Source organism: Dickeya parazeae Ech586 (genome assembly GCF_000025065.1).
GTDB lineage: Bacteria > Pseudomonadota > Gammaproteobacteria > Enterobacterales > Enterobacteriaceae > Dickeya > Dickeya zeae.
In genome coordinates, this window is sequence record NC_013592.1 from 2,937,958 (window position 1) to 2,961,085 (window position 23,128).

General features: G+C 54.5%; 21 protein-coding genes. 15 read left to right on the top strand and 6 right to left on the bottom strand.

The features are described 5' to 3' along the window. Nucleotides 1–467 precede the first annotated feature (467 nt). On the top strand, nt 468–1,808 hold the full coding sequence (locus tag DD586_RS12875; RefSeq protein WP_019844855.1) for an anaerobic C4-dicarboxylate transporter: 1,341 nt from the start codon (nt 468–470) through the stop codon (nt 1,806–1,808). 95 nt (nt 1,809–1,903) lie between these two features. Here the strand turns inward: DD586_RS12875 and DD586_RS12880 are convergent, their stop codons facing one another. From DD586_RS12880 to cbl, 3 genes are all read right to left on the bottom strand, one after another. Further along, complete coding sequence (locus tag DD586_RS12880; RefSeq protein ID WP_012885266.1) at nt 1,904–2,893, bottom strand: Gfo/Idh/MocA family protein; 990 nt, start codon at nt 2,891–2,893, stop codon at nt 1,904–1,906. 152 nt (nt 2,894–3,045) lie between these two features. Beyond that, nucleotides 3,046–4,365: a glutamate/aspartate:proton symporter GltP gene (gene gltP, locus DD586_RS12885; RefSeq protein ID WP_012885267.1), complete on the bottom strand. Its 1,320-nt coding sequence runs from the start codon at nt 4,363–4,365 to the stop codon at nt 3,046–3,048. Between the two features lie 432 nt (nt 4,366–4,797). Further along, the gene (gene cbl, locus DD586_RS12890; protein WP_012885268.1) at nt 4,798–5,751 is read right to left on the bottom strand and encodes an HTH-type transcriptional regulator Cbl; all 954 of its coding nucleotides are present in this window, start codon (nt 5,749–5,751) and stop codon (nt 4,798–4,800) included. A gap of 298 nt (nt 5,752–6,049) precedes the next feature. Between cbl and DD586_RS12895 the strand changes: the two genes are divergently transcribed. Then, entirely contained in the window at nt 6,050–6,844 is a 795-nt protein-coding gene (locus DD586_RS12895) for an FkbM family methyltransferase (RefSeq protein ID WP_012885269.1), read from the top strand. A 42-nt stretch (nt 6,845–6,886) separates the two neighbouring features. On the opposite strand, the gene hybG is transcribed toward DD586_RS12895, so the two are convergent. Then, on the bottom strand, nt 6,887–7,165 hold the full coding sequence (hybG, locus tag DD586_RS12900) for a hydrogenase maturation factor HybG (RefSeq protein ID WP_012885270.1): 279 nt from the start codon (nt 7,163–7,165) through the stop codon (nt 6,887–6,889). Between the two features lie 407 nt (nt 7,166–7,572). Between hybG and DD586_RS12905 the strand changes: the two genes are divergently transcribed. From DD586_RS12905 to hycI, 11 genes are read left to right on the top strand one after another with little or no spacing between them, the layout of a single operon-like run. Then, nucleotides 7,573–8,199, top strand: coding sequence for a 4Fe-4S dicluster domain-containing protein (locus DD586_RS12905; protein ID WP_012885271.1), 627 nt, complete (start codon nt 7,573–7,575; stop codon nt 8,197–8,199). Then, nucleotides 8,196–10,235, top strand: a complete 2,040-nt coding sequence (hyfB, locus tag DD586_RS12910) for a hydrogenase 4 subunit B (protein WP_012885272.1) — start codon at nt 8,196–8,198, stop codon at nt 10,233–10,235. Before DD586_RS12905 ends, hyfB begins: the two co-directional genes overlap by 4 nt. An 11-nt stretch (nt 10,236–10,246) precedes the next feature. Continuing rightward, nucleotides 10,247–11,194 carry a respiratory chain complex I subunit 1 family protein gene (locus DD586_RS12915; RefSeq protein ID WP_012885273.1) on the top strand — a complete coding sequence of 316 codons (948 nt, stop codon included), beginning with the start codon at nt 10,247–10,249 and terminating at the stop codon, nt 11,192–11,194. 16 nt (nt 11,195–11,210) lie between these two features. Next, nucleotides 11,211–12,650: a hydrogenase 4 subunit D gene (locus DD586_RS12920; protein WP_012885274.1), complete on the top strand. Its 1,440-nt coding sequence runs from the start codon at nt 11,211–11,213 to the stop codon at nt 12,648–12,650. Between the two features lie 9 nt (nt 12,651–12,659). Continuing rightward, nucleotides 12,660–13,310: a hydrogenase 4 membrane subunit gene (gene hyfE / locus DD586_RS12925; protein ID WP_012885275.1), complete on the top strand. Its 651-nt coding sequence runs from the start codon at nt 12,660–12,662 to the stop codon at nt 13,308–13,310. Between the two features lie 4 nt (nt 13,311–13,314). Continuing rightward, nucleotides 13,315–14,961, top strand: coding sequence for a hydrogenase 4 subunit F (locus DD586_RS12930; RefSeq protein ID WP_012885276.1), 1,647 nt, complete (start codon nt 13,315–13,317; stop codon nt 14,959–14,961). After that, nucleotides 14,954–16,681, top strand: a complete 1,728-nt coding sequence (locus tag DD586_RS12935) for a hydrogenase large subunit (protein ID WP_012885277.1) — start codon at nt 14,954–14,956, stop codon at nt 16,679–16,681. Before DD586_RS12930 ends, DD586_RS12935 begins: the two co-directional genes overlap by 8 nt. 10 nt (nt 16,682–16,691) lie before the next feature. Next, a complete protein-coding gene (gene hyfH, locus DD586_RS12940) occupies nt 16,692–17,261 on the top strand; it encodes a hydrogenase 4 subunit H (RefSeq protein WP_012885278.1) in 570 nt (189 codons plus the stop codon). After that, a complete protein-coding gene (locus DD586_RS12945; protein ID WP_012885279.1) occupies nt 17,258–18,046 on the top strand; it encodes an NADH-quinone oxidoreductase subunit B family protein in 789 nt (262 codons plus the stop codon). The genes hyfH and DD586_RS12945 overlap by 4 nt, the downstream gene beginning before the upstream one ends. Next, nucleotides 18,046–18,444: a formate hydrogenlyase maturation HycH family protein gene (locus DD586_RS12950; RefSeq protein ID WP_012885280.1), complete on the top strand. Its 399-nt coding sequence runs from the start codon at nt 18,046–18,048 to the stop codon at nt 18,442–18,444. Before DD586_RS12945 ends, DD586_RS12950 begins: the two co-directional genes overlap by 1 nt. Continuing rightward, nucleotides 18,437–18,931: a hydrogenase maturation peptidase HycI gene (gene hycI / locus DD586_RS12955; protein ID WP_012885281.1), complete on the top strand. Its 495-nt coding sequence runs from the start codon at nt 18,437–18,439 to the stop codon at nt 18,929–18,931. The genes DD586_RS12950 and hycI overlap by 8 nt, the downstream gene beginning before the upstream one ends. A gap of 88 nt (nt 18,932–19,019) precedes the next feature. Here the strand turns inward: hycI and dhiA are convergent, their stop codons facing one another. Continuing rightward, the gene (gene dhiA, locus DD586_RS12960) at nt 19,020–19,505 is read right to left on the bottom strand and encodes a type II toxin-antitoxin system antitoxin DhiA (protein WP_012885282.1); all 486 of its coding nucleotides are present in this window, start codon (nt 19,503–19,505) and stop codon (nt 19,020–19,022) included. Nucleotides 19,506–19,512: 7 nt separating this feature from the next. Next, nucleotides 19,513–19,692, bottom strand: a complete 180-nt coding sequence (locus tag DD586_RS12965) for a DUF4160 domain-containing protein (RefSeq protein ID WP_228669684.1) — start codon at nt 19,690–19,692, stop codon at nt 19,513–19,515. A 626-nt stretch (nt 19,693–20,318) separates the two neighbouring features. Here DD586_RS12965 and DD586_RS12970 point away from each other — a divergent pair. Together DD586_RS12970 and fdhF are read left to right on the top strand one after the other, a co-directional pair. Then, nucleotides 20,319–20,861: a 4Fe-4S binding protein gene (locus tag DD586_RS12970; RefSeq protein ID WP_012885283.1), complete on the top strand. Its 543-nt coding sequence runs from the start codon at nt 20,319–20,321 to the stop codon at nt 20,859–20,861. Between the two features lie 34 nt (nt 20,862–20,895). Then, nucleotides 20,896–23,046 (top strand): formate dehydrogenase subunit alpha, encoded by a 2,151-nt coding sequence (gene fdhF, locus DD586_RS12975; RefSeq protein WP_012885284.1) that lies wholly within the window; start codon nt 20,896–20,898, stop codon nt 23,044–23,046. Nucleotides 23,047–23,128: the final 82 nt, after the last annotated feature.

The window sequence follows — 23,128 nt, forward strand, 5'->3', positions numbered from 1 at the left end:
TGATTGACATAGAAAAAACAGAATAAATCAGCAAATCACCATAAATTTTAACCATTAAAAATCAATAACATAAAAATAAAAATCACTAACAGTACATTTTTCAATATAACGTTATTTCACGCCCCTCACCAAATTGAGGCAAAAAATAAACCATAAAAAAACACCACTACAACAAAAATAAAACACATACCAAAACAAAAAATCGAAACACCGAAAATAATTAAACAAACGCGTGAAGACATATCTTTATTAAAGGTTATAAAATTAATCTTATAGTTAATAAACTAAAAAAACTACGATTTCTTTATCTTCGCCAACACGCCATTTAATTTGTCCTACAGGCAAGAAACAATGGAAATTGTAGACTTAGATCAAGAAAAAATAGACGGAATAATCCCTATAGTAGTTCCGACGACAGTAATCCAATCTCAATTAATTAACTCGTCATGCTGAGTAATGGGGAATCTATGGACTTTATCATTCAACTTGTCATAGTCCTGATCTGCCTGTTTTACGGTGCGCGAAAAGGCGGTATCGCGCTCGGATTATTAGGGGGTATCGGACTCGTCATTCTGGTTTTCATTTTCAAACTAGAACCTGGGAAACCACCGGTGGACGTGATGCTGGTCATCATTTCCGTAGTCGCTGCATCGGCGACATTGCAAGCTTCCGGCGGTTTGGACGTTATGCTGCAGGTAGCAGAAAAAATGCTGCGGCGTAACCCGAAATATGTGTCAATTATTGCACCGTTCGTCACCTGTATATTGACGATCCTGTGCGGTACCGGCCATGTGGTGTATACCATTCTGCCGATTATTTACGACGTCGCTATCAAGAATAACATCCGCCCGGAACGCCCCATGGCAGCCAGCTCGATCGGTGCGCAAATGGGGATTATCGCAAGCCCGGTATCCGTGGCGGTGGTATCACTGGTCGCCATGCTCAGTAAATTTACCTTCCACGGTAAACACCTCGAGTTTCTGGACTTACTGGCAATCACGATTCCCTCTACCCTGTTGGGTATTCTGGCCATCGGGATTTTCAGTTGGTTCAGGGGTAAAGATCTGGATAAAGACCCGGATTTCCAGAAATTCATTTCCGTACCGGAAAACCGTGAGTACGTCTATGGTGACACCGCCACCCTGCTGGATCGCAAACTGCCACGCAGCAACTGGGTCGCCATGTGGATCTTCCTTGCCACCATCGCGGCGGTAGCTCTGCTGGGTGCAGTCGAAAGCCTGCGTCCGACCTTCGGCGGCAAACCGCTGTCCATGGTGCTGGTAATCCAGATGTTCATGCTGCTGTCTGGTGCCATCATTATTATCGCCACCAAAACCAATCCGGGGTCGATTTCGAAAAATGAGGTGTTCCGTTCCGGGATGATTGCGATTGTCGCGGTGTACGGTATCGCCTGGATGGCGGAAACCATGTTCGGTGCTCACCTCGGACAGATCAAAGATACGCTGGGGGCGTTGGTTAAAGAGTACCCCTGGGCTTATGCGCTGATCCTGCTGCTGGTCTCCAAGTTCGTTAACTCGCAGGCTGCCGCGCTGGCCGCTATCGTACCGGTCGCACTGGCGATTGGTGTCGATCCGGCGTATATCGTGGCATCTGCACCGGCTTGCTATGGTTACTACATTCTGCCGACTTACCCCAGCGACCTGGCCGCTATCCAGTTCGACCGCTCTGGTACGACCCACATCGGCCGGTTTGTTATTAACCACAGCTTCATTCTGCCCGGCCTGATTGGCGTCATCACCTCCAGCGTATTCGGTTGGGTGTTCGCCGCCATGTACGGGTACTACTGAGTTAATGTTACTGAGTTAGCCATTGCGCCAGACCGCTCTTCTGGCGCATGTCGGTTTCTCCCTCAACCGCCCGCTCGGTCCCAGCCGTCGGGCGGTTATTCTTGAATAAGAGGGAAATCAATATCGCAACACGCTCTGGCCTGTTCCAGCACGCGAGCAACGATCAATGCAATATCCAGCAACTGATAGCAGCGGGAAAGATCCTGGGCGCTGACAATATCTCTGAATACCTCAAACTCGTACTTCATGTGGTGGTTATCCATTGTGTCGTCAAATGTGGCGAGCTGTCCTTGCTTCACACACTCGACATGCTTGCATACGCCGGGCGCATCGTTAACCTTCACATAGCCCGCCGTCCCCTGCACGGTGAAATAAGCAGGGCTGGCTGAATCTTTGGCCCCAATACACACCACAATAAACGTCCGATAACTCATGACGAGAACACCCGACGTATCGATACCGTTATGCCCTTTATTGCACAGATAGTTCACGCTCTCCGGCGCGCCGAATAACGCACAGGCGTGGTAAATGTTATATAAATTGATGTCGTAAAGCGCACCGCCCGACGCCGCCGGGTCAAATGCCGGGTGTACGATCCCATTGACATAATCATCATAGCGACTCGAATACTGCGAGTAATTCGCCTGTACCATTTTAATGTCGCCAATCTCAGCGATGTTTTGCTTCAGATAATGGAATCCCGGCGTGTGAATCGCGGTTATCGCTTCGAACAAACAGCGCTTTTTGGATTTAGCCAGCGTAACCAAACTCAGTAATTGCGCATAACTGGACGTAAACGGCTTTTCACAGACAACATGCTTCCCGGCAGATAATGCCCGGTGGGAATACGCGTAATGCAGATGATTGGGTATCCCGAGGTAAACAACATCGACATGCTCATCGCGCAGCATGGCATCGTAATCGGTATACAACGAACGGATAGCATATTCGCGGGCGAGCGTTTCACCTTTTGACCGGCTCCCTTGCCGGACACACAACGCACACAGTTCTATCCCCTCCATAGTTGCCAGCACCTCAAGACAGGTAGCAACAATCTTCCCCGACCCAACCAACGCTATCTTCATGCCTCAGACTCCAAAACGGATTAGCGGAACAGGACTTAACATACCAATATGACGCGATATAAAAAAACACCCTGCCAACATAACGCTCGCAGGGTGAGGGTGAGAAGCTCATAACCGGACAATGCCCGATGGCCTGTTGTCACCGTGCAGGATTACTCCTGACTGGCGGCGGGACGAACTGCCATTGTTGCCTGCTCCAGTTCGTAGGCTCGCGCTTTTTCTTCGTCAAACTGCCCTTCCCACTTGGAAATCACCAGCACCGCCAGTGCGTTACCCACCACGTTCAGTGCCGTACGCGCCATATCCAGAATACGGTCAACCCCGGCGATAAACGCCAGACCTTCGAGTGGGATCCCCACACTGCCCAGGGTCGCCAGCAATACCACGAAGGAAACACCCGGTACGCCGGCAATCCCTTTGGAGGTAATCATCAGCGTCAACACCAGCACCAACTCCTGCCACAGGCTCAAATCGATACCGTAAAGTTGGGCAATAAAAATAGCCGCGATACTTTGATACAACGTCGAGCCATCCAGATTAAACGAGTATCCGGTCGGCACCACGAAACTGGTTATCGCCTTCGGCGCACCGTAGGCCTCCATCTTTTGGATGATACGCGGCAGCACCGTTTCAGAACTGGCGGTGGAATAGGCCAGAATCAGCTCGTCTTTCAGGATACGGATCAACGTCATGATCCGTAACCGACACAGACGCGCTACCGCGCCCAGTACCACCAACGCAAAGAACAGAATCGCGGCATAGACCATTATGACCAGCTTGGCGAGCGGCCACAGCGAAGCGAACCCGAAATTGGCGACGGTCACCGCAATCAGCGCAAATACCCCAACCGGGGCATACCGCATAATCATATTGGTAACGCGGAACATGGTTTCCGAGGCACTGCGAAACACATTCAACAGCGGGTCACGCTGCTCACGCGGCAGAGATGACAGCCCAAGGCCGAACAATACGGCGAAGAAGATCACCGGCAGCATGTCACCCTTGGCCAGCGCGGCAAAAATGTTGGGCGGAATCAGCGAGAGAATCGTGCCCACCAGGCTGTGCGAGCCGCTTTGCACCTGTTCGGTGGTTTTCTCATACTGAGAAATATCCACCCGGGTAAGCATCGACATATCAATGCCATGCCCCGGATGAAACAGGTTGGCCAGCGTAATACCAATCACAATCGCCAGCGTGGTAATGACCTCAAAGTAAACGATGGTTTTAAAACCGATACGTCCCAGTTTTTTCGCATCGCCAACCCCGGCAATACCCACCACCAGCGTGGTGATAACGATCGGCACCACAATCATTTTGATCAACCGGATGAAGATATCCCCGGCCGGACTTAACACGTTGGTCACCAACCACAGTTTATTGGCCGGGTTTTCATGCAACCAGGCACCGACGGCAATACCGACAATCAATGCGATGAGGATTTGCCAGGCAAGGCTAACTTTCTGTTTTTTCATAATACGAATCCATTGTCTGTGCTCCCTGCGACTACTTGCCGATGGCTATAACACGGCCATCGAACGCTCCAGCGTATGCTGAACTGCTACAGATGAAGGGGGAGGTTTGAAGGTTATTTTTGCAAAAACTCGTGACCCACAGGCAAATGCGTGACTCACCAAAACAGAATGCGTAATCAAATAGTTATTCATTAAAATTGCGCAACTATTTGTATCGCAAAAGAAAATAAAAAAGGCATAACCTGTTGTTATGCCGAGGCATGTTACTATCCCCCTCCCGTGAGATCAAGCGCTACGTTCGGGGTAGTTTTCATAATTATGCGTTTCGTCACTGTCTATTGAACACCGTCGAACGCCGGTATAAGCCCAATTTGGCTCATGCAAATCGAGGCAAAACGCAGTGTAGCCCACCGTTCGGGCATCAATCAGCGATTAGATCTGATAATCGATCGCCACCTCGTTCTCCTCGGCAAACACCCGTGCTTTAATCTCATCCGGCGTCAGTTCCGGGTTACATAACTGAATAAACTTCCACGTGTAGTTGCGCTGCAATTGACCGCGTTTAAGACCAAGCCAGACGGTGTTGGCTTCAAACAGGTGGCGGGCATCCAACCGAACCAGACCGGGATCACGCGTGGCGTCGAACGACATATCCGCCACAATCCCCACGCCTAACCCCAGTTCAACATAGGTTTTGATCACATCAGAGTCTTGTGCGCTGATAGAGATATGCGGTGTCAGGCCAGCGGCAGTGAACGCCCGGTCAATGCGTGAGCGGCCGGTAATGCCCTGACGGTAGGTAATCAACGGTACTGCGCTCAGTTTATCGAGCGTTATGACCGGCTCTTGTGCCAGTGCATGCCCTTCCGGCAACAGAATAGCGTGATGCCAGCGGTACCAGGGAAATGCGGCCAGCGAGGTAACATTGATCAGTTGTTCAGTGGCTATCCCGATATCCGCTTCACCGGATTCCAGCATCGCGACGATCTCATCCGGCGTTCCCTGATTCAGCACCACTTGAACCTGCGGATAAAGCGCGCGGAATGCTTTGATGACCCCCGGTAAGCTGTAGCGTGCCTGAGTATGGGTCGTGGCGATAACCAGTTGCCCGACATCGTTATCGCTAAAAAGGTTCGCCAGCCGACGGATGTGGTTGGCGTCATTAAGGATACGCTCGGCCATCACCAGCAGCTCTTTACCCGGTTCCGTCATCCCCAGTAAGCGTTTACCGCGACGGATAAATATCTCAATCCCCAGTTCTTCTTCCAGTTCGCGAATATGACGGCTTACTCCAGACTGGGAGGTGAACAGGGTATTGGCAACCTCGGTCAGGTTATAGTTGCATCGCGCCGATTCGCGGATGATCTTCAATTGTTGAAAGTTCACGCCTTGTCCCTTGTCACTTCTGTTGTTAGCACTATTCATACGAAGTATTGTTATTCCATACAAATAAGGAAAAATTACTATTTATAATTTTTTGAGCTATAACAGCACGCATGATTCCCCTTTCTACTCGACAGGAAAAAAGCGTTGTAAACGAAAGCATGGTGAATTAAGACGCCAAAACTACACAGTACAATCCACACAATTTGTAATCTGTCATCGTGGTGGCATTCTCGCCAACCTTTACTAAGCTTATGCCGAGTTATCTCTTACTTTACGCTTATTTAACTAAGGCGGCTTTATGTTACCGAGGGTTCATTTAGTTAATTCATCGCAAGGAAGTTTTTTAACACTAGGCCAGGATCTGATAACACAACATCTCACAACCAAGGATGAATGGGAAAAATGGCTATGTCTCGTCACTAATGAATTTACCTCGGAATTCGATTCCCCGGTTATTTTTGACATTGGTGCTAATCTGGGTGCTTATACCGTACCGGTCGCAAACGAAATAGAGAAACAAGGTGGCGTTGTTTATTCGTTCGAACCGCAGAAATTTGTGTATTACCAGCTATGCGGCAACATCTTCTTAAACCGGCTGAGTAACGTCACTGCGCTCAATAAGGCCGTTGGCAGTGAGGATGGAGTCATTGAAATCCCTATTCCTGATTACCAGAAAATGGCCAATGCCGGTGCATTTTCAATGGTGGATGAGTATAGAGAGCGTAATGGCATAAGCGGATGCATGTCGAAAGAAACGCATTTCGTGCAGGTCATCAAGCTCGACGATCTTCTGTTTAACGAAAAAACTCGTTTTGTAAAAATAGACGTAGAAGGTCTGGAATTAGACGTACTAAAAGGTGCTGTCGGTTTTCTGGAGCATAACAATTTTCCGCCCTTCTCATTTGAAGCCTGGAATACCCATTGGTTCGCCGAGAAAAAACAAGAACTGTTATCATTTATAATACATATGGGCTACACCATAGAGCACATTTATAACGATGACTATATTGCGCATCACCCCAAAAATGATGCAAAAGTAGATTTTAATCGGGATAGCAACGGAACATTACAGTCCGTATGTCGAGCTAAATAAGCAAGATGTCAGAGCCATAATGTCAGTTATGGCTCTGATCCTTCAAATCGATCGGGTCAAAAAATCGCTCACATCTGACTCGACTTCTTCCATCTGCCGCAACGCATCCAGCGTGTCGCGCGCTTCTTGTTCATCCAGCCGACTCATGGCAAAACCGACGTGTACCAGCACCCACTGGCCTATTAACGTGGCAGGCGATTGCCCCTCGTCCTGCACCAGTGTCACATTCACTTCACGGCGTACGCCACAAACATCAACCCATGCCAGTTGATGATCCGATGATGCCCACTCCACCACCTGCCCCGGAATTCCCAGACACATAACACCCATCCTGTTCGTTAGTCACCTTTCTCCCTGACAGCTTAAGCAAATTTGATGCCAGCTGACATGATCCTGCGCAGCCTGGGCGCTGTCGCGAAATCGAACCACTGTCAGTTGTCTCTCACCTGGCCGTCAGGCCGCTACACACCGGGCTACTCGTCAAATCTGTCGGCAATGACCTCCCTACCGACGGAGCTAACGCACTGTCGAGGGTGACGACAGTCGCCTGGTGGTTCGTCGGAAAACATCGTCACTAATGTCGAACGGCAACAGTCATCAGGGATGAATTTCATTACACGAAAATCATAACAATATGATTATTAAAGCCATTATACCCATATTTTTCTTATGGCATGGAATATGCTTGGGGCGCAGTAAACATTTCTATCACCCCGGAGGGTATGGCTATGAACCGCTTCGTCATTGCGGAGCCAACACGTTGTATCGGATGCAACACTTGCATGGCGGCCTGTACACAAGTGCACCGACAGGCTGGGTTGCAGTCTCATCCGAGACTGACCGTTGAGCGTGACGCCGGAGGCACCGCCCCAGTGCTGTGTCGCCATTGTGAAGACGCGCCCTGCGCGAAAGTTTGTCCGGTCAATGCCATCACGCATCAGGACAACGCCGTGTTGCTGGATGAAAACACCTGTATCGGCTGCAAACTCTGCGCCATCGCCTGCCCGTTTGGTGCTATCACGCCATCTGGCAGTGCCCCGCTGGCGACACCGACTGCGTTTGACCAACATATCCCGCTGACATTGCTGTCCGATGTCCCCGTCAGCTTGCCGTCAGTGCATCCGATGCTGTCGTGGAACGCCGGGGTTCGCAGCATCGCGGTGAAATGCGACCTGTGTGATTTTCGCGAACAAGGGCCAGAATGCGTACGCGTCTGCCCGACCCACGCGTTGTATCTGGTAGATGACACCACGCTGGACGATGCTATCGCCGCTAAACGCCGTCAGGCCGCACAATGGCCGCAGGGCAACGTCCCTTTCCCTCCCACAGGGGCTGACAGGGAGCAAAACCTATGATGACCTCATTGCAATTATTCACGCCACTGCAATGGTTGGGACTGTCGTTAGCGCTGTATCTGGCAGGAGCAGTGTTTTCATTGCTGTGCTGCCGTCAGGAGTCGCTGGCTATCCGCTTAAGCGGGCTGTGTGCGCTGGCAGGAGGGTGTGCCGGCGTCCTGGCCGCCGCCCCTGTACTGCTCGGCGGCGATGTGCTGACCGCCGTATTCGCGGGGCCGTTTGACGCATTCGCTCATCTGACACTGCGTTTCGACACGCTCGCGGCGTTTATGACGTTAGTGATTTCGCTACTGGTAGCGGTATGTGCGCTGTATTCACTGGCCTATCTGGAAGAGTATCGCGGGCGCGGTGCCTGGGCGATGGGGTTCTTCATGAACCTGTTTGTCGCCTCAATGGTCGCGCTGGTGATCGTGGATAACGCGTTCTACTTCATTGTGCTGTTCGAGGTGATGTCGCTCAGCTCCTACTTCCTGGTCATTGCCGATCAGGATGACGAAGCCGTCAGCGCCGGGCTGCTCTACTTCCTAATTGCCCACGCCGGTTCCGTGCTGATTATGGCGGCGTTCTTCCTGCTCTATCGCCACAGCGCCAGCCTCGACTTCGCGGATTTCCGCCACGCATCGCTGTCGACACCTCAGGCCTCCGTGGTATTCCTGCTGGCGTTTTTCGGCTTCGGCGCCAAAGCCGGGATGCTACCGTTACACGGCTGGCTGCCCCGCGCGCACCCGGCCGCACCATCGCACGCCTCTGCACTCATGTCTGGTGTGATGGTGAAGATAGGGGTGTTCGGTATCATCAAAGTCGGTATCGATTTACTCGGGGCGACAGAGACCTGGTGGGGTGTCGTCGTACTGGCATTCGGCGCGGTTTCGTCAGTGCTGGGTGTGCTGTACGCGCTGGCCGAACATGACATCAAGCGTCTGCTGGCGTACCACACGGTAGAAAATATCGGCATCATTTTGATGGGTGTCGGCGTCGGCATGATCGGTATCGCCACCCATCATCCGCTGCTGGCGTTGCTTGGCCTGCTGGGTGGCTTGTATCACCTGCTCAACCATGCGGTGTTCAAGGGATTGCTGTTCCTCGGTGCTGGTGCGGTTATCTACCGCGTCCACACCAAAGACATGGAAAAAATGGGCGGACTGGCACGGTTGATGCCAAAAACCGCGCTGGCGTTTCTGGTGGGTTGTATGGCGATATCCGCCCTGCCGCCTCTCAATGGCTTCGTCAGCGAGTGGTTTACCTACCAGTCGCTGTTCACCCTCAGCCATAACGGCGGCATGGGTCTGCGACTGGTCGCCCCGATTGCCATCGTGATGCTGGCCATCACCGGTGCGCTGGCAGCGATGTGTTTCGTCAAAGTGTATGGCATCAGCTTCTGTGGCGCACCGCGCAGCGAAAAAGCCTCGCACGCCCGTGAAGTGCCCTGGCCGATGACACTCGCCATGCTGCTGCTGGCACTGCTGTGCATCCTGCTTGGCATCGGTGCCAGTGTGGTGGCACCGGTCATTACCCGTATCGCTGCCGACCTGGCACACACCCCGACGGTCGCCATGGCGCAAGGACTGGGCGTGTTCCCCGGCGACAGCCAGCAGACCAGCCTCAACACCCCGCTGATCTTCATTCTGCTGCTGGGGCTGCCGTTGTTGCCGCTGATGATTTACAGCCTGCTGCGCGGTTCTCGCCTCGACTTTCGCCAGAAAGGCACCCCCTGGGCCTGCGGCTATGGCTACGAACAAGCCATGTCAGCTTCTGCCGGTAGCTTTACCCAGCCGTTGCGGGTGATGTTCGCCCCACTCTATCGCGTGCGTAAAACCCTCAACCCGGCCCCGGCCATGCAGCAGGCGCTGGAGAAAACCACGCAAGCGGCAGCGCGTGTCGAACCCGTCTGGGATGACCATGTGGTCATGCCGATCGTTAGCATCGTGCAACGCATCAGCCGGGCGGTGCAATGGATTCAGCACGGTGATTTCCGGGTGTACTGCCTGTATGTGGTGGCGGCGCTGGTGGCCCTGCTGCTGGTCACTCTGGTTTAAGGAGACGGAACATGACTCACGTTTCACTCATATTTCCGCTGCTATGCGGGCTGTTGCAAGCCGTACTGCTGATGGCGGTAGCACCGCTGCTGTCCGGTCTGTCGCGCGTTCTGCGCGCCAAAATGCACTCCCGACAGGGACCGGGGCTGCTGCAGGATTATCGTGACATCGTCAAACTGCTGCGACGCCAGGAAGTGGCGCCCCAGCACAGCGGCGGCGTCTTTCGCCTGATGCCATTCATCCTACTCGGCACCATGCTGTTGGTGGCGATGACGCTGCCCGCAATGACCGACGCGTCGCCGTTCGGCGCGGCGGGGGATGTCATCACCCTGCTGTACCTGTTTGCAGTATTTCGCTTTTTCTTTTCACTGTCTGGTCTGGATTCTGGCAGTACCTTCGCCGGTATCGGTGCCAGCCGCGAGCTGACGCTCGGTATTCTGGTAGAGCCTATCCTGATGCTCGCGCTGCTGGTGGTAGCACTGGTGGCCGGTTCCACCAATATCGGCAACATCAGCATCAAACTGGCAAGCGGTCACTGGGTCTCCCCTACCGCCACCGTGCTGGCTTTACTGGCCTGCGCGTTCGCTACCTTCATTGAAATGGGCAAAATCCCGTTCGATGTCGCGGAAGCCGAACAGGAACTGCAGGAAGGGCCGCTGACCGAATACGCCGGTGCCGGGCTGGCGTTGGTGAAATGGGGCATCAGCCTCAAACAAGTGGTGGTCGCCACGCTGTTTCTGTCTATTTTCGTGCCGTTCGGCAAAGCAGAGACGCTGTCTGTCGCCTGCCTGCTGTGGGGTGCGCTGGCGCTGTTCATCAAGCTGGTGGTGGTGTTTGTCATCGCCGCGGCTATCGAGAATAGTCTGGCGCGCGGGCGCTTCCTGCTGACCGGCCGGGTCACCTGGCTCGGCTTCGGTGTCGCGGCGCTGGCGTTCGTTTTCTACCTGACTGGATTATAAGGAGTCGACATCCATCATGGAGAATATTGCTCTTGCCACCCTACTGCTGCCGTTTCTCGGCGCGCTGCTGATAGCATTTGCGCCGCAGCGCCTGGCCAAAGGGTTATGTACGCTGTTCGCCCTGCTGGCGACGCTCGGTATGGCGCTGCTGGCCTGGCGCTATTTCGATGGCGGAAAAACCGATTTGGTCGTGCCGCTTTATCGTTACGGCCAGGCAGATTTATTCGGTTTCGTGTTCGACCGCATCAGCCTGTTGATAGGCTTTGCGGTGGTCTCGCTCGGTTTCCTGGTTAGCCTCTATTCCTGTGGCTACCTGACGCTGGGCAACCGCGAACACCCGCACGACGGCAGCAATCGCTATTACGCGTTTTTGCTGGTGTTCATCGGTGCGATGGCCGGGTTAACACTGTCATCCACCATTCTTGGTCAATTGCTGTTCTTTGAAATTACCGGCGGCTGTTCCTGGGCGTTGATCGGCTACTACCAAAAACCGAAGTCGCTGCGTTCTGCGCTCAAAGCGCTGCTGGTGACCCATGTCGCGTCCGTTGGCTTGTATCTGGCGGCAGCCTGGTTGTTCGCCACCACCGGTACCTTCGCGCTCAGCGCTATTGCGCAACTGGACAACAGCAGCAAAATCATCGTCTTCAGCGGCATTCTGTTCGCGGCATGGGGCAAGTCAGCCCAGTTGCCGCTGCATGTCTGGCTGCCGGATGCGATGGAAGCGCCAACACCGGTGAGTGCGTACCTGCACGCCGCCTCGATGGTGAAAGTCGGCGTGTATATCTTCGCCCGCGCGATTTTGTCCGCCGTTGAGGTGCCACATGTTATCGGTGTGGTCGGCGTCATCATGGCGACGATCACGCTGGTGTACGGCTTCCTGATGTATCTGCCGCAAAAAGACATGAAGCGACTGCTGGCGTACTCCACCATCACCCAGCTGGCTTACATTTTCCTGGCGCTGTCGCTGTCCATCTTCGGTTCGCGCATGGCCTTTGACGCCGGTATGGCCTACATCTTCAACCATGCTTACGCCAAGAGCCTGTTCTTCCTGGTGGCTGGTGCGCTCAGCTACAGCTGTGGTACCCGCATGCTGCCACAGTTACGCGGCATGATGGCCCGCCTGCCGCTACTGGGTATCGGCTTTTGTGTCGCGGCGTTGGCGATCACCGGCGTTCCCCCGTTCAACGGCTTTTTCAGCAAGTTTCCGCTGTTTGCCGCCGGGTTTGCGCTTTCCAACGACATCTGGTGGTTACTGCCGTTGATGATAGTCGTACTGGTGGAGTCGGTCGCCAGCTTTGCCTGGTTCCTCTACTGGTTTGGCCGCACCGTGCCGGGCGAGCCTTCCGAGGAGGTGGCATCCGCAACGCCCGTGCCGATGTCGATGAACCTGGTGCTGCTGGTGCTGATAGTGATGTCGCTGTGCTCCAGCGTTATCGCCGCACTCTGGCTGAAATAAGGAACTCCCATGACTGGATCACTTCTCGTCAATAATCTGGCAGGTTTGCTGATCATCACCTCGTTGCTGGTGATCGCGGCCAGAAAACCCACGGTATCCGCCGCGCTGTATGCATTACAGTCGCTGGTGCTGGTGCTTATCTTTATCTCGCTGGGTGGACTACTCGGCTCGCATGAGCTGTATCTGTGGTCACTGACCGCCTTTATCACCAAGGTGGTGATGGTCCCCGCCATTATGAGCTTTGCTTTCTGCCGACTGGCCGACCCGAAAGCCGATGGCGGTGTGATTGGCACCGCCACATTGATACTGATCGCCACCTTGATTGTGCTACTGAGCTACTTTGCCGTCTCACCGGTGAAACTGCCGATGGTCAATGACCTCAAGCCGGTGCTGGCGGTCTCACTCGGCCACTTCCTGATTGGCCTGCTGTGCATCGTCAGCCAGCGCAACATCCTCAAACAGGTGTTTGGTTACTGCTTAATGGAGAACGGCGCTCACCTGACGCTGGCGCTACTGGCTTATCGTGCGCCTGAACTGGTGGAAATCGGCATCGCGACCGACGCTATCTTCGCCGTCATTGTGATGGCGCTGATGGCACGCAAAATCCACCGCACGCTGCACACGCTGGATGTTCAGCAACTGACTGCGTTGAAAGGATGAAACCATGACGACTTTGGATCTTTTTTCCCTGCTGCTGGGTGTGCCGTTTGTCGTCGCCCTGCTGGCGTTCGCCTGCCGCTTTACTGGCTCGGCGGCACGCTCGCTGGTGAGCCTGATTCATCTGGCAGGCATCAGCGCCCTGCTGCTGGTGGCATTACTGATAGTCTGGACTGTCTACCAGCAAGGTGAATTACTGGCAGCACATCGCTGGCTGCACCTCGACAGCCTGAGTGCGCTATTCCTGGCCATTCTTGGCGTCATCGGCTTTCTTACCGGCCTCTACTCAATGGGGTACATGCGCCACGAAGTCGACAGCGGCGAAGTCAGCGTTACCACGCTGTGCCACTACTACGGCTTCTTCCATCTGTTCCTGTTCACCATGTTGCTGGTGATCACCAGTAATAACCTGATCCTGATGTGGGCGGCGATTGAAGCCACTACCTTGAGCTCAGCGTTTCTGGTGGGACTGTACGGTCAGCGTTCCTCGCTGGAAGCGGCCTGGAAATACATCATTATTTGTACCGTCGGCGTCGCGTTCGGTCTTTACGGTACGGTGCTGGTGTATGCCAACGCCGCCAACGTGATGGCGGAACCGGGCAATGCTATTTTCTGGACGGAAGTGCTCAAGCATGCCGGTGAGCTGGACAGCACGCTGATGCACCTGGCATTTATCTTTATTCTGATCGGGTTCGGTACCAAGACCGGCCTGTTCCCGATGCATGCCTGGCTACCGGATGCCCACAGTGAAGCGCCAAGCCCGACCAGTGCCCTGCTCTCTGCGGTACTGCTCAACTGCGCACTGTTGGTTATCGTGCGCTACACCATCCTGATCAGTGCGGCCATCGGCCCGGAATTCCCGCAACGGCTGTTGCTGGTCTTCGGTCTGCTGTCGGTAGCTGTCGCGGCATTCCTGATTTTGGTGCAGCGCGACATGAAACGCCTGCTGGCCTATTCCAGTGTGGAAAACATGGGATTGATCGCCGTCGCCCTCGGCATCGGTGGCCCGCTCGGCATTCTGGCAGCGCTGTTGCATACCCTGAATCACAGCCTGGCGAAAACCCTGCTGTTCTGCGGTTCCGGTAACGTACTGCTGAAATACGGCACCCGCGATATGGATGCGGTGAAAGGCATCCTACGTGTTGCGCCGATTACCGGCGCACTGCTGGCCGGTGGCGCACTGGCGCTTGGCGGCATGCCGCCATTCAACGTGTTCCTGAGCGAATTTATGACGGTAACCGCCGGTATCCATGCAGGCCATTTACCGTTGGTGCTGGTGTTACTGGTGCTGTTGACCGTCGTGCTCGCCGGGCTGGTACGCATGATCGCCACCAGTGTGCTGGGTAGCAAACCGGAAGCGGTCAGTAAAGGCGAGCTGGGCTGGCTCACCACCGCGCCGATGCTGATCCTGCTGGTATTAATGCTGGTCATGGGTACCCGCATTCCGCAGCCGGTCACCCATTTACTCGAGCGTGCTACAGCCATTGTGCTGAACGGTAATGCGTTGAACGGCAATCAAGCCGGTGAACAGGGACAACCCAGCATGGGCTGGCCCGCGCTAAGCGCACGCACGACCGCGCTGGAAACTACCCCAGCGAATACCGCACCTGCTTCATCGTTAACCCCTTCCCGTCAGGAGATGTACCGTGATTAATTCATCCAACGCGACCAACGCCGAAAACCTGGGCGCGAATTATGTCGCTCATGTCAGACAGCAATTCCCGACGGCGATTCTGGAAGAAGAACGGCAAACCGCCAACCAGTTGACGATCACCGTCAAACTGCATCAGTTGCCGGAAGTCGTCGAATACCTTTACTACCAGCACGGCGGTTGGTTGTCCGTCCTGTTTGGTAACGACGAGCGCACCCTCAACGGCCACTTCGCTATCTACTATGTGCTGTCGATGGAACAGGGTGAGAAGTGCTGGGTGGTGGTGAAAGCGCTGGTTAACCCGACTGTGCCGGAATTCCCCTCAGTGACACCGCGTGTGCCTGCTGCCGTATGGGGCGAGCGCGAAGTGCGTGATATGTACGGGCTGATTCCGGTCGGCCTGCCGGATGAGCGCCGACTGGTGCTGCCAGATGACTGGCCAGATGAACTCTACCCGTTGCGCAAAGACGCCATGGATTACCGCCAGCGCCCAGCTCCCACCCGCGATGACGAATCCTACACCTTCATTAATGAAGCCACCGGCGACACCCGTGTCGTGCCTATCGGCCCCATGCACATTACTTCCGACGAACCGGGGCATTTCCGGTTGTTCGTCGACGGCGAGCAAATCATTGATGCGGATTACCGCCTGTTCTACGTGCATCGCGGTATGGAAAAGCTGGCGGAAACCCGCATGGGTTACAACGAAGTGACGTTCCTGTCCGACCGGGTGTGCGGCATCTGTGGTTTCACCCACAGCGTGGCCTATACCTCATCTATCGAGAATGCGTTAGGCGTGATAGTACCCGCCCGCGCCCACACGATCCGCAGTATTCTGCTGGAGGTAGAGCGTCTGCACAGTCACCTGCTGAACATCGGCTTGTCCAGCCACTTTGTGGGTTTTGACACCGGCTTCATGCAGTTCTTCCGGGTGCGTGAGAAATCGATGCAAATCGCCGAAATGCTGACCGGTGCACGTAAAACCTACGGCCTGAATCTGATTGGTGGTATTCGCCGCGACATCCTGAAAGAAGACCGGCTGAAAACCATCAAACTGATTCGTGAAATGCGCGAAGAGGTTACACAACTGACGGACATGCTGCTGGGCACCGCCAACATGACGCAACGTACCCAGGGTATCGGCGTGCTGGACCGTCAGATCGCGCGTGACTACAGCCCGGTAGGCCCGATGATTCGCGCCAGCGGCTTCCAGCGCGATGTGCGTGTCGACCATCCGTTCTCCGGCTACCTGGACCTGCCAATGGAACTGCATCATCTGGATGGCGGCGACGTCTACTCCCGTGTACTGGTGCGGGTACGCGAAGTGTTCACCTCGCTGGCGATGATTGAATTCGGGCTGGACAACATGCCGGAAGGGCCAATCCTCAACGAGCACATCAACTATCAACCGCATAAGTTTGCGCTGGGCTTTACCGAAGCGCCACGCGGCGAAGATATCCACTGGAGTATGACCGGCGATAACCAGAAGCTGTTCCGCTGGCGCTGCCGTGCCGCCACCTACGCCAACTGGCCGGTGCTGCGCTTTATGTTACGCGGCAACACCATCTCGGATGCGCCGTTGATCATCGGCAGCCTTGATCCCTGCTACTCCTGTACCGACCGCGTCACACTGGTGGATGTCCGTAAAAAGAAAATCACCACCGTGCCGTATAAAGAGATCGAACGCTACGGGCTGGAACGTACCCGCTCGCCGCTGAAATGAGGGAGGCCCCATGATTAAATTGTTTAAAACCATCCTCAAGGCAGGCAACAGTACGGTGAAATACCCGTTCGCGCCGCTGGCGGTACCCACCGGATTTCGCGGCAAACCGGAGTATGACCCGGAGCAGTGTATCGGTTGTGCTGCTTGTACCATGGCCTGCCCGGCGAATGCCCTGACCATGGCCAACGATCTGGACAGCGGCACCCGTACCTGGCAACTGTTCCTCGGCCGCTGCATTTTCTGCGGCCGTTGTGAAGAAGTGTGCCCGACCCGCGCCATCGTGTTGTCGCAAGAGTTTGAAATGGCGGTCGCCAACAAGGCCGACTTGTATCAGCGTGCCACCTTCCGGCTACTGAACTGCCATGTCTGCCAACAGCCGTTCGCCCCGCAAAAAGAAGTGGAGTACGCCATGGCGCTGCTGGCACACGCTGGGGTACCGGAAAATGAGGTGGAAGCACGCCGCCACCAGTTTGAAACCTGTCCAGACTGCAAACGCAAACAGAACATGAACCATCAGGGCAATGTGCAGCTCAGCCAGCACCTGTCCACCCCGTCCACTCACAAGGGGAATGCACAATGAGTATGCTGCCCAATGGGGTCGACCATTACCAGACCACCCCGATTACGCTGGACGAACACGCTCAGCAGTTGAAAAAAACGCTGCTGAAAGATATCAAGCGTTCCGCCTATGTTTACCGTGTGGACTGCGGCGGCTGCAACGGTTGCGAGATAGAGATTTTCTCTGCGATTACGCCGCTGTTCGACGCCGAACGTTTCGGTATCAAGGTGGTGGCGTCACCACGCCATGCCGATATTCTGCTGTTCACCGGCGCAGTCACCCGCGCGATGCGCACACCGGCGTTACGTGCCTATGAGTCCGCACCAGACCCAAAAATCTGTATTTCGTACGGTGCCTGCGGTTGCGGCGGCGGCATCTTCCACGACCTGTACTGCGTATGGGGCGGTAGCGACAAAATTGTGCCGATCGATGTGTATATCCCCGGCTGCCCGCCGACGCCCGCCGCGACGATTTACGGTTTTGCGGTCGCATTGGGGCTGCTGGAGCAAAAACTGCACGGCAGCGACCACCAGCAGGGCGACAATGAGAAAGCCGCACTGATTCATCCGGCACTGCCGCTGGATTTACGCGTGCAGGTAGAACGGGAAGCCCGCCTGATGGCGGGGTACCGTCAGGGGCGGGAAATCAGCGATCGTTTCCTTGGGCTGCTGGAAAACCAGCCGCTGGAGGGGTTCGAACAGCGCGTTACCGGCTGGCTTGATCAGCACAACGACCCACGGCTGAACGAAATCGCCGGCCGGTTGCTGCGCATTTACCATGCCATGTTGAATGGGGAGATCCTGTGATGAGCAGTGTGCGTTTCTATGCCCTGAACCGCAAATTTCTCGACAGCCGCGACAAAATACCGGAGCAGGCGCAACAGGTGATGTACTACTCGCTGGCGATTGGTCATCACGTTGGCGTCATCGACTGCCTGAAGCAGGTATTGCAGTGCCCGCTGGCGGACTTCGAAGGTTGGGTCGGCCAGTTGAGCGATGACGAAGCCCGCCACAAAATGCTGGGCCTGTTACGCTTTGGTGAAATCACCATCGATCATACCCACACCGCCCTGCTGGGCGGTGCTTTCAGCGCATTGGCTCAACACGACACTCACCCGGAATGGACCGCGACATTGATGGAGTATCTTGCCGCGATGCAACGGGAACCGGCTCTTTATCTGATGGTGAAACGTATCGATGACTGAACATCTGCACAATGAAGCGCCACTGTATATCGAAAATATCGTGCTGGCGGTCGGCAATACCCTGATGGGGGATGATGGCGCAGGCCCGCTGTTGGCAGAGCAAATGAACCAGCATCCGGTGGCGGGCTGGTCAGCCATCGACGGCGGAGCCATTCCGGAAAATGCGGCACACACACTGCGGGAACTAAAACCTCGTCGCCTGCTGGTGGTGGATGCCACCGATATGGGGCTGGCTCCAGGTGAAATCCGTATCGTCGACCCGGACCGCATCGCCGAAGACATGCTGATGAATACCCACAGCCTGCCGCTGAACTATCTGATCGACAGCCTGAAGGAAGATATTCCCGAAGTGATTTTTGTCGGTATTCAGCCAGCACTGGTGGCGTTTTATTTCCCGATTAGTCCGGAAGTTACCCGAGCGGTGGAGCAGCTATACCAACGCCTTGAAGGCTGGGAAGGGAACGGTGGTTTTGAGGTGCTGGCGTGACATGCCCGCACATTAACAAGCTATACCGCTGACCTCCCAAGGGGGCAGCAGGCAGATCGGATTCTGTCTCTGCCCCGAAACCGCTCGCCTATTTCTCTTCCAACTGCAACACCGTGTGGGCCAGGCTAACCACCGTCGCCAGGCTGACATTGGTATTTTTATTCAGCGACTTATACAAGCTGGTACGACTTTTGGCTCCCGCTTCTTTGGCCACCGTACTGTTGCCATGTTTATCTACTGCGATTTTCAATGCCGCCTGCAGAATTTCTGGCCGGTTCTCAATTACGGCATCATAGAAGGCTCGGGAGATAATATCGGCAAAATTTCGCTCCCGCACCGCCAGCGTATGGCCAACATTTTCCCCCTTTTCCCGTAATACGGACGAGGAAATCGTGATATCCGGCCATTCCAACGAACCATCAGGTAATAACCCGAACCGGACAAACAGACTGGCATTCGAAAACACAGGATGTGAAGCATAGTGATACAGGTTGACATCGCATATCAGGCCGTCGTCATAAGTCAGGCGCAGCGAAAAATCGCCAATCACGTCAACATCCACAATCTTATGCATAACCACCTCACAATTTTCCCGGATTCTTCCCGATGACCGCCTGTGCCCACATACTCAACAGTTGCTCACGATGGGTCATGATATGTGCAATCGCCAGCTTACGTTTGTTATTTGGCAAATATCCTTCTATCTCGGCTCCGGTACGAATACTGATGATAAGTTCATGATTACCGTAGCAGACATGCACTGCGGCAAGTGGTACCGCTCATCATCGTAAAAGTACAAATGGAAGATTAACCCTGCCAGTCTGTCAATCTCAGGCATTAACACTCCTTGTCCGTCAACAGAGTACTCCCGTATCCCATGGGATACAACCCTCTTTTTCAATACTCTGTTTATTACTCTTTTCAGTTCTCCTCCTGTGGAGGCCCTTTTAACTTTCTCCGGATTAACTTTCTCCGGAAATTGTCGCGGCAAACGAACGCGCTATTGATCACCACAACACTGCTCACCGCAAAACGCGTCCATCACAACCGTTATGGTGCAGATGCCACAATAAATGCCGGATGGTCTCACCTCGATAGAGAATATTCAGATCTGGAATGCGTATTACAAACAAGTGCCCAGTCCCCCGCTCTATCCGACGTCAGGTATACATCGTCAAATCTGCCGAAGGCGGACGTCGACACTCGACATCCGCCCATTCATCACACCGACATTCATCAATCATCCGTCTTTAATCTTTTATAAATCAAAACACTAAATCATAAGCATTCATTCTGGCATAAACCCTGCTTTGTGTATGGCGATGTGTCGGTGCCATACCGTCGACATAACCTTTAGTCAACCAGAGCCGCGGAAGGAGACCCTGTCATGAACCGGTTCGTTTTAGCAGACCCCAAGAAATGTATTGGCTGCCGCACCTGCGAAATCGCCTGTGTGCTGGCCCACAGTGATGGTAACCCGTCATCGCTGTCTGCAGAGCATTTCGCACCGCGACTGAAAGTGGTGAAGGGGCTGAATGTCAGCACCACGATTCAGTGCCGTCATTGTGAAGATGCACCCTGTGCGAATGTTTGCCCTAACGGGGCGATCGTCCATGCCGGCGATCATATCCGGGTGCAGCAAGAAAAATGCATCGGTTGCAAAACCTGCGTAGTGGCATGCCCCTACGGTGCCATGACGGTGATCAGTAAACCGGTAGCGCGTATCAGCCATTATCAGGCGCTGGGCAACTGCATCAAGGCGGAAGCGCACAAGTGCGACCTGTGTGAAGGACGCGCCAACGGTCCGGCTTGTGTCGAAGTCTGCCCCACCAAAGCCCTGCACCTGATAAGCAGAGACGACATTCAGGAGATGATCCAACGTAAACAGCGGCGCGCAGCACTGGATGAAGCCGCGGAAATGAAATTCTGAGCGTGCCGTCGGTACGATGAAGGAGAGCAATGTCATGCAGAAAGTGATTACCGTCTGCCCATATTGTGGGTCAGGCTGCAAAATTAACCTGTTGGTGGAAAATGGCAAAGTCGTCGGTGCAGAAGGCGCCAACGGCCTGACCAACGAAGGTGAGCTGTGCTTAAAAGGCTATTACGGTTGGGATTTTCTTAACGACACCAAACTGTTAACCCCACGCCTCAAACAACCGATGATCCGCCGCCAGAAAGGCGCGCCGTTTGAGGTCGTGTCCTGGGAAGAAGCCATCGACTTCGCCAGTTCTCGCCTGAAAGCCATCAAAGAAAAATACGGCCCGGACGCCATCATGCACACCGGTTCATCCCGTGGTCCGGGTAACGAAACCAACTACGTGATGCAAAAATTCGCCCGCGCGGTGACCGGCACCAACAACATCGACTGTTGCGCCCGCGTCTGCCACGGCCCGTCAGTTTCCGGGTTGCAGGTTACGTTGGGTAACGGGGCAATGAGTAACTCGATTTGCGAAATCGAAAAAACCGACTGCATTTTAGTCTTCGGTTACAACGCCGCCGACTCTCACCCGATCGTGGCGCGCCGCATCATCAAAGCCAAAGAACGCGGTGCCAAAGTTATCGTTTGTGACCCTCGCCATATCGAAACTGCCCGTATCGCCGACCTGTGGCTGCCGCTGAAGAACGGCTCCAACATGGCACTGGTCAACGCGTTTGCCAACGTACTGATCAACGAAGGGTTGTATAACTCGAATTTCGTGGCACAGCACACCGAAGGGTTCGATGAATATCGCGCCATCGTGGCGAAATACACCCCGGAATACGTGGCAGATATCACCGGCCTTGACCCGCAGTTAATCCGTGATGCGATTCGGATGTATGCTGCAGCACCGTCAGCCACCATCCTGTGGGGCATGGGTGTCACCCAGTGGACACAAGGGGTCGACGTGGTGAAAGGCCTGTCTGGCCTGGCACTGCTGACCGGTAACCTCGGTCGCCCGAATGTCGGCGTTGGCCCAGTTCGTGGACAAAACAACGTTCAGGGTGCCTGCGATATGGGGGCGCTGCCAAACCAGTTCCCCGGCTACCAAAAAGTCACCGAAGCAGATGTGCGTGAGAAATTCGCCAAAGCCTGGGGCGTGCCATCGCTGCCTGACCGCATCGGCTACTCGCTGACCGATGTTCCGCACATGATCAAAGAAGGCAAAATCAAAGCCAATTACCTGATGGGGGAAGACCCGCTGCAAACCGAGCCAGACTTGTCGGTGGTGCGCGAAACCTTCAACCAACTGGAATTGTTGATCGTTCAGGATATCTTCATGACCAAAACCGCCGCTGTGGCGGATGTCATCTTCCCGGCGACCTCCTGGGGCGAGCATGAAGGGGTGTATTCTGCGGCTGACCGCGGCTTCCAGCGCTTCTATAAAGCGGTGGAACCGAAAGGCAATGTGAAGCCGGATTGGGAAATCATCAGTCTGATGGCTACCGCCATGGGCTATCCGATGCATTACAACAACACCCAGGAAATCTGGGATGAGTTGCGCAACCTGTGCCCGCTTTACTACGGCGCCACCTACGAGAAAATGGCCGGACTGGGTTATATTCCGTGGCCGTGCCTGACCGAGGATAGTCCCGGCACACCGTGGCTGTATGCCGGTAACAAGTTCGACCGCCCGAACGGCAAAGGGCTATTGTTTGCAACAGAATGGCACCCGCCGATGGAGCAAACCGACGCCGATTACCCGCTGGTGCTCTCCACCGTGCGTGAAGTGGGCCACTACTCTTGCCGTTCCATGACCGGTAACTGTACCGCGCTGCAAACACTGGCGGACGAACCGGGTTACGTGCAGATGAACCCGGAAGACGCCGCTAAACTGGGCATCCGAGATCAGCAACTCACCTGGGTAGCATCACGCCGCGGCAAAGTCATCAGCCGGGCGATGGTCAGTGAACGCATCAATAAGGGTGCAGTTTACATGACTTATCAGTGGTGGATTGGTGCCTGTAACGAACTGACACTGGATGAAGTTGACCCGATCGCCAAAACCCCAGAGTACAAACACTGTGCGGTGAAACTGGAACCGATCGCCGACCAGAACTGGGCGGAAAACTATGTCAGACAGGAATACAGCGCCTTGAAAGCCCGTCTGCGTAAAGAAGCCGAAGTAGCGGGTTAATCCCTCTCAGCCCTCTCCATCCGGAGGGGGCTGCTATTACGCCCCTTCCCTTTCTGCTGTCACCGTCTTCTCCGCTATCACC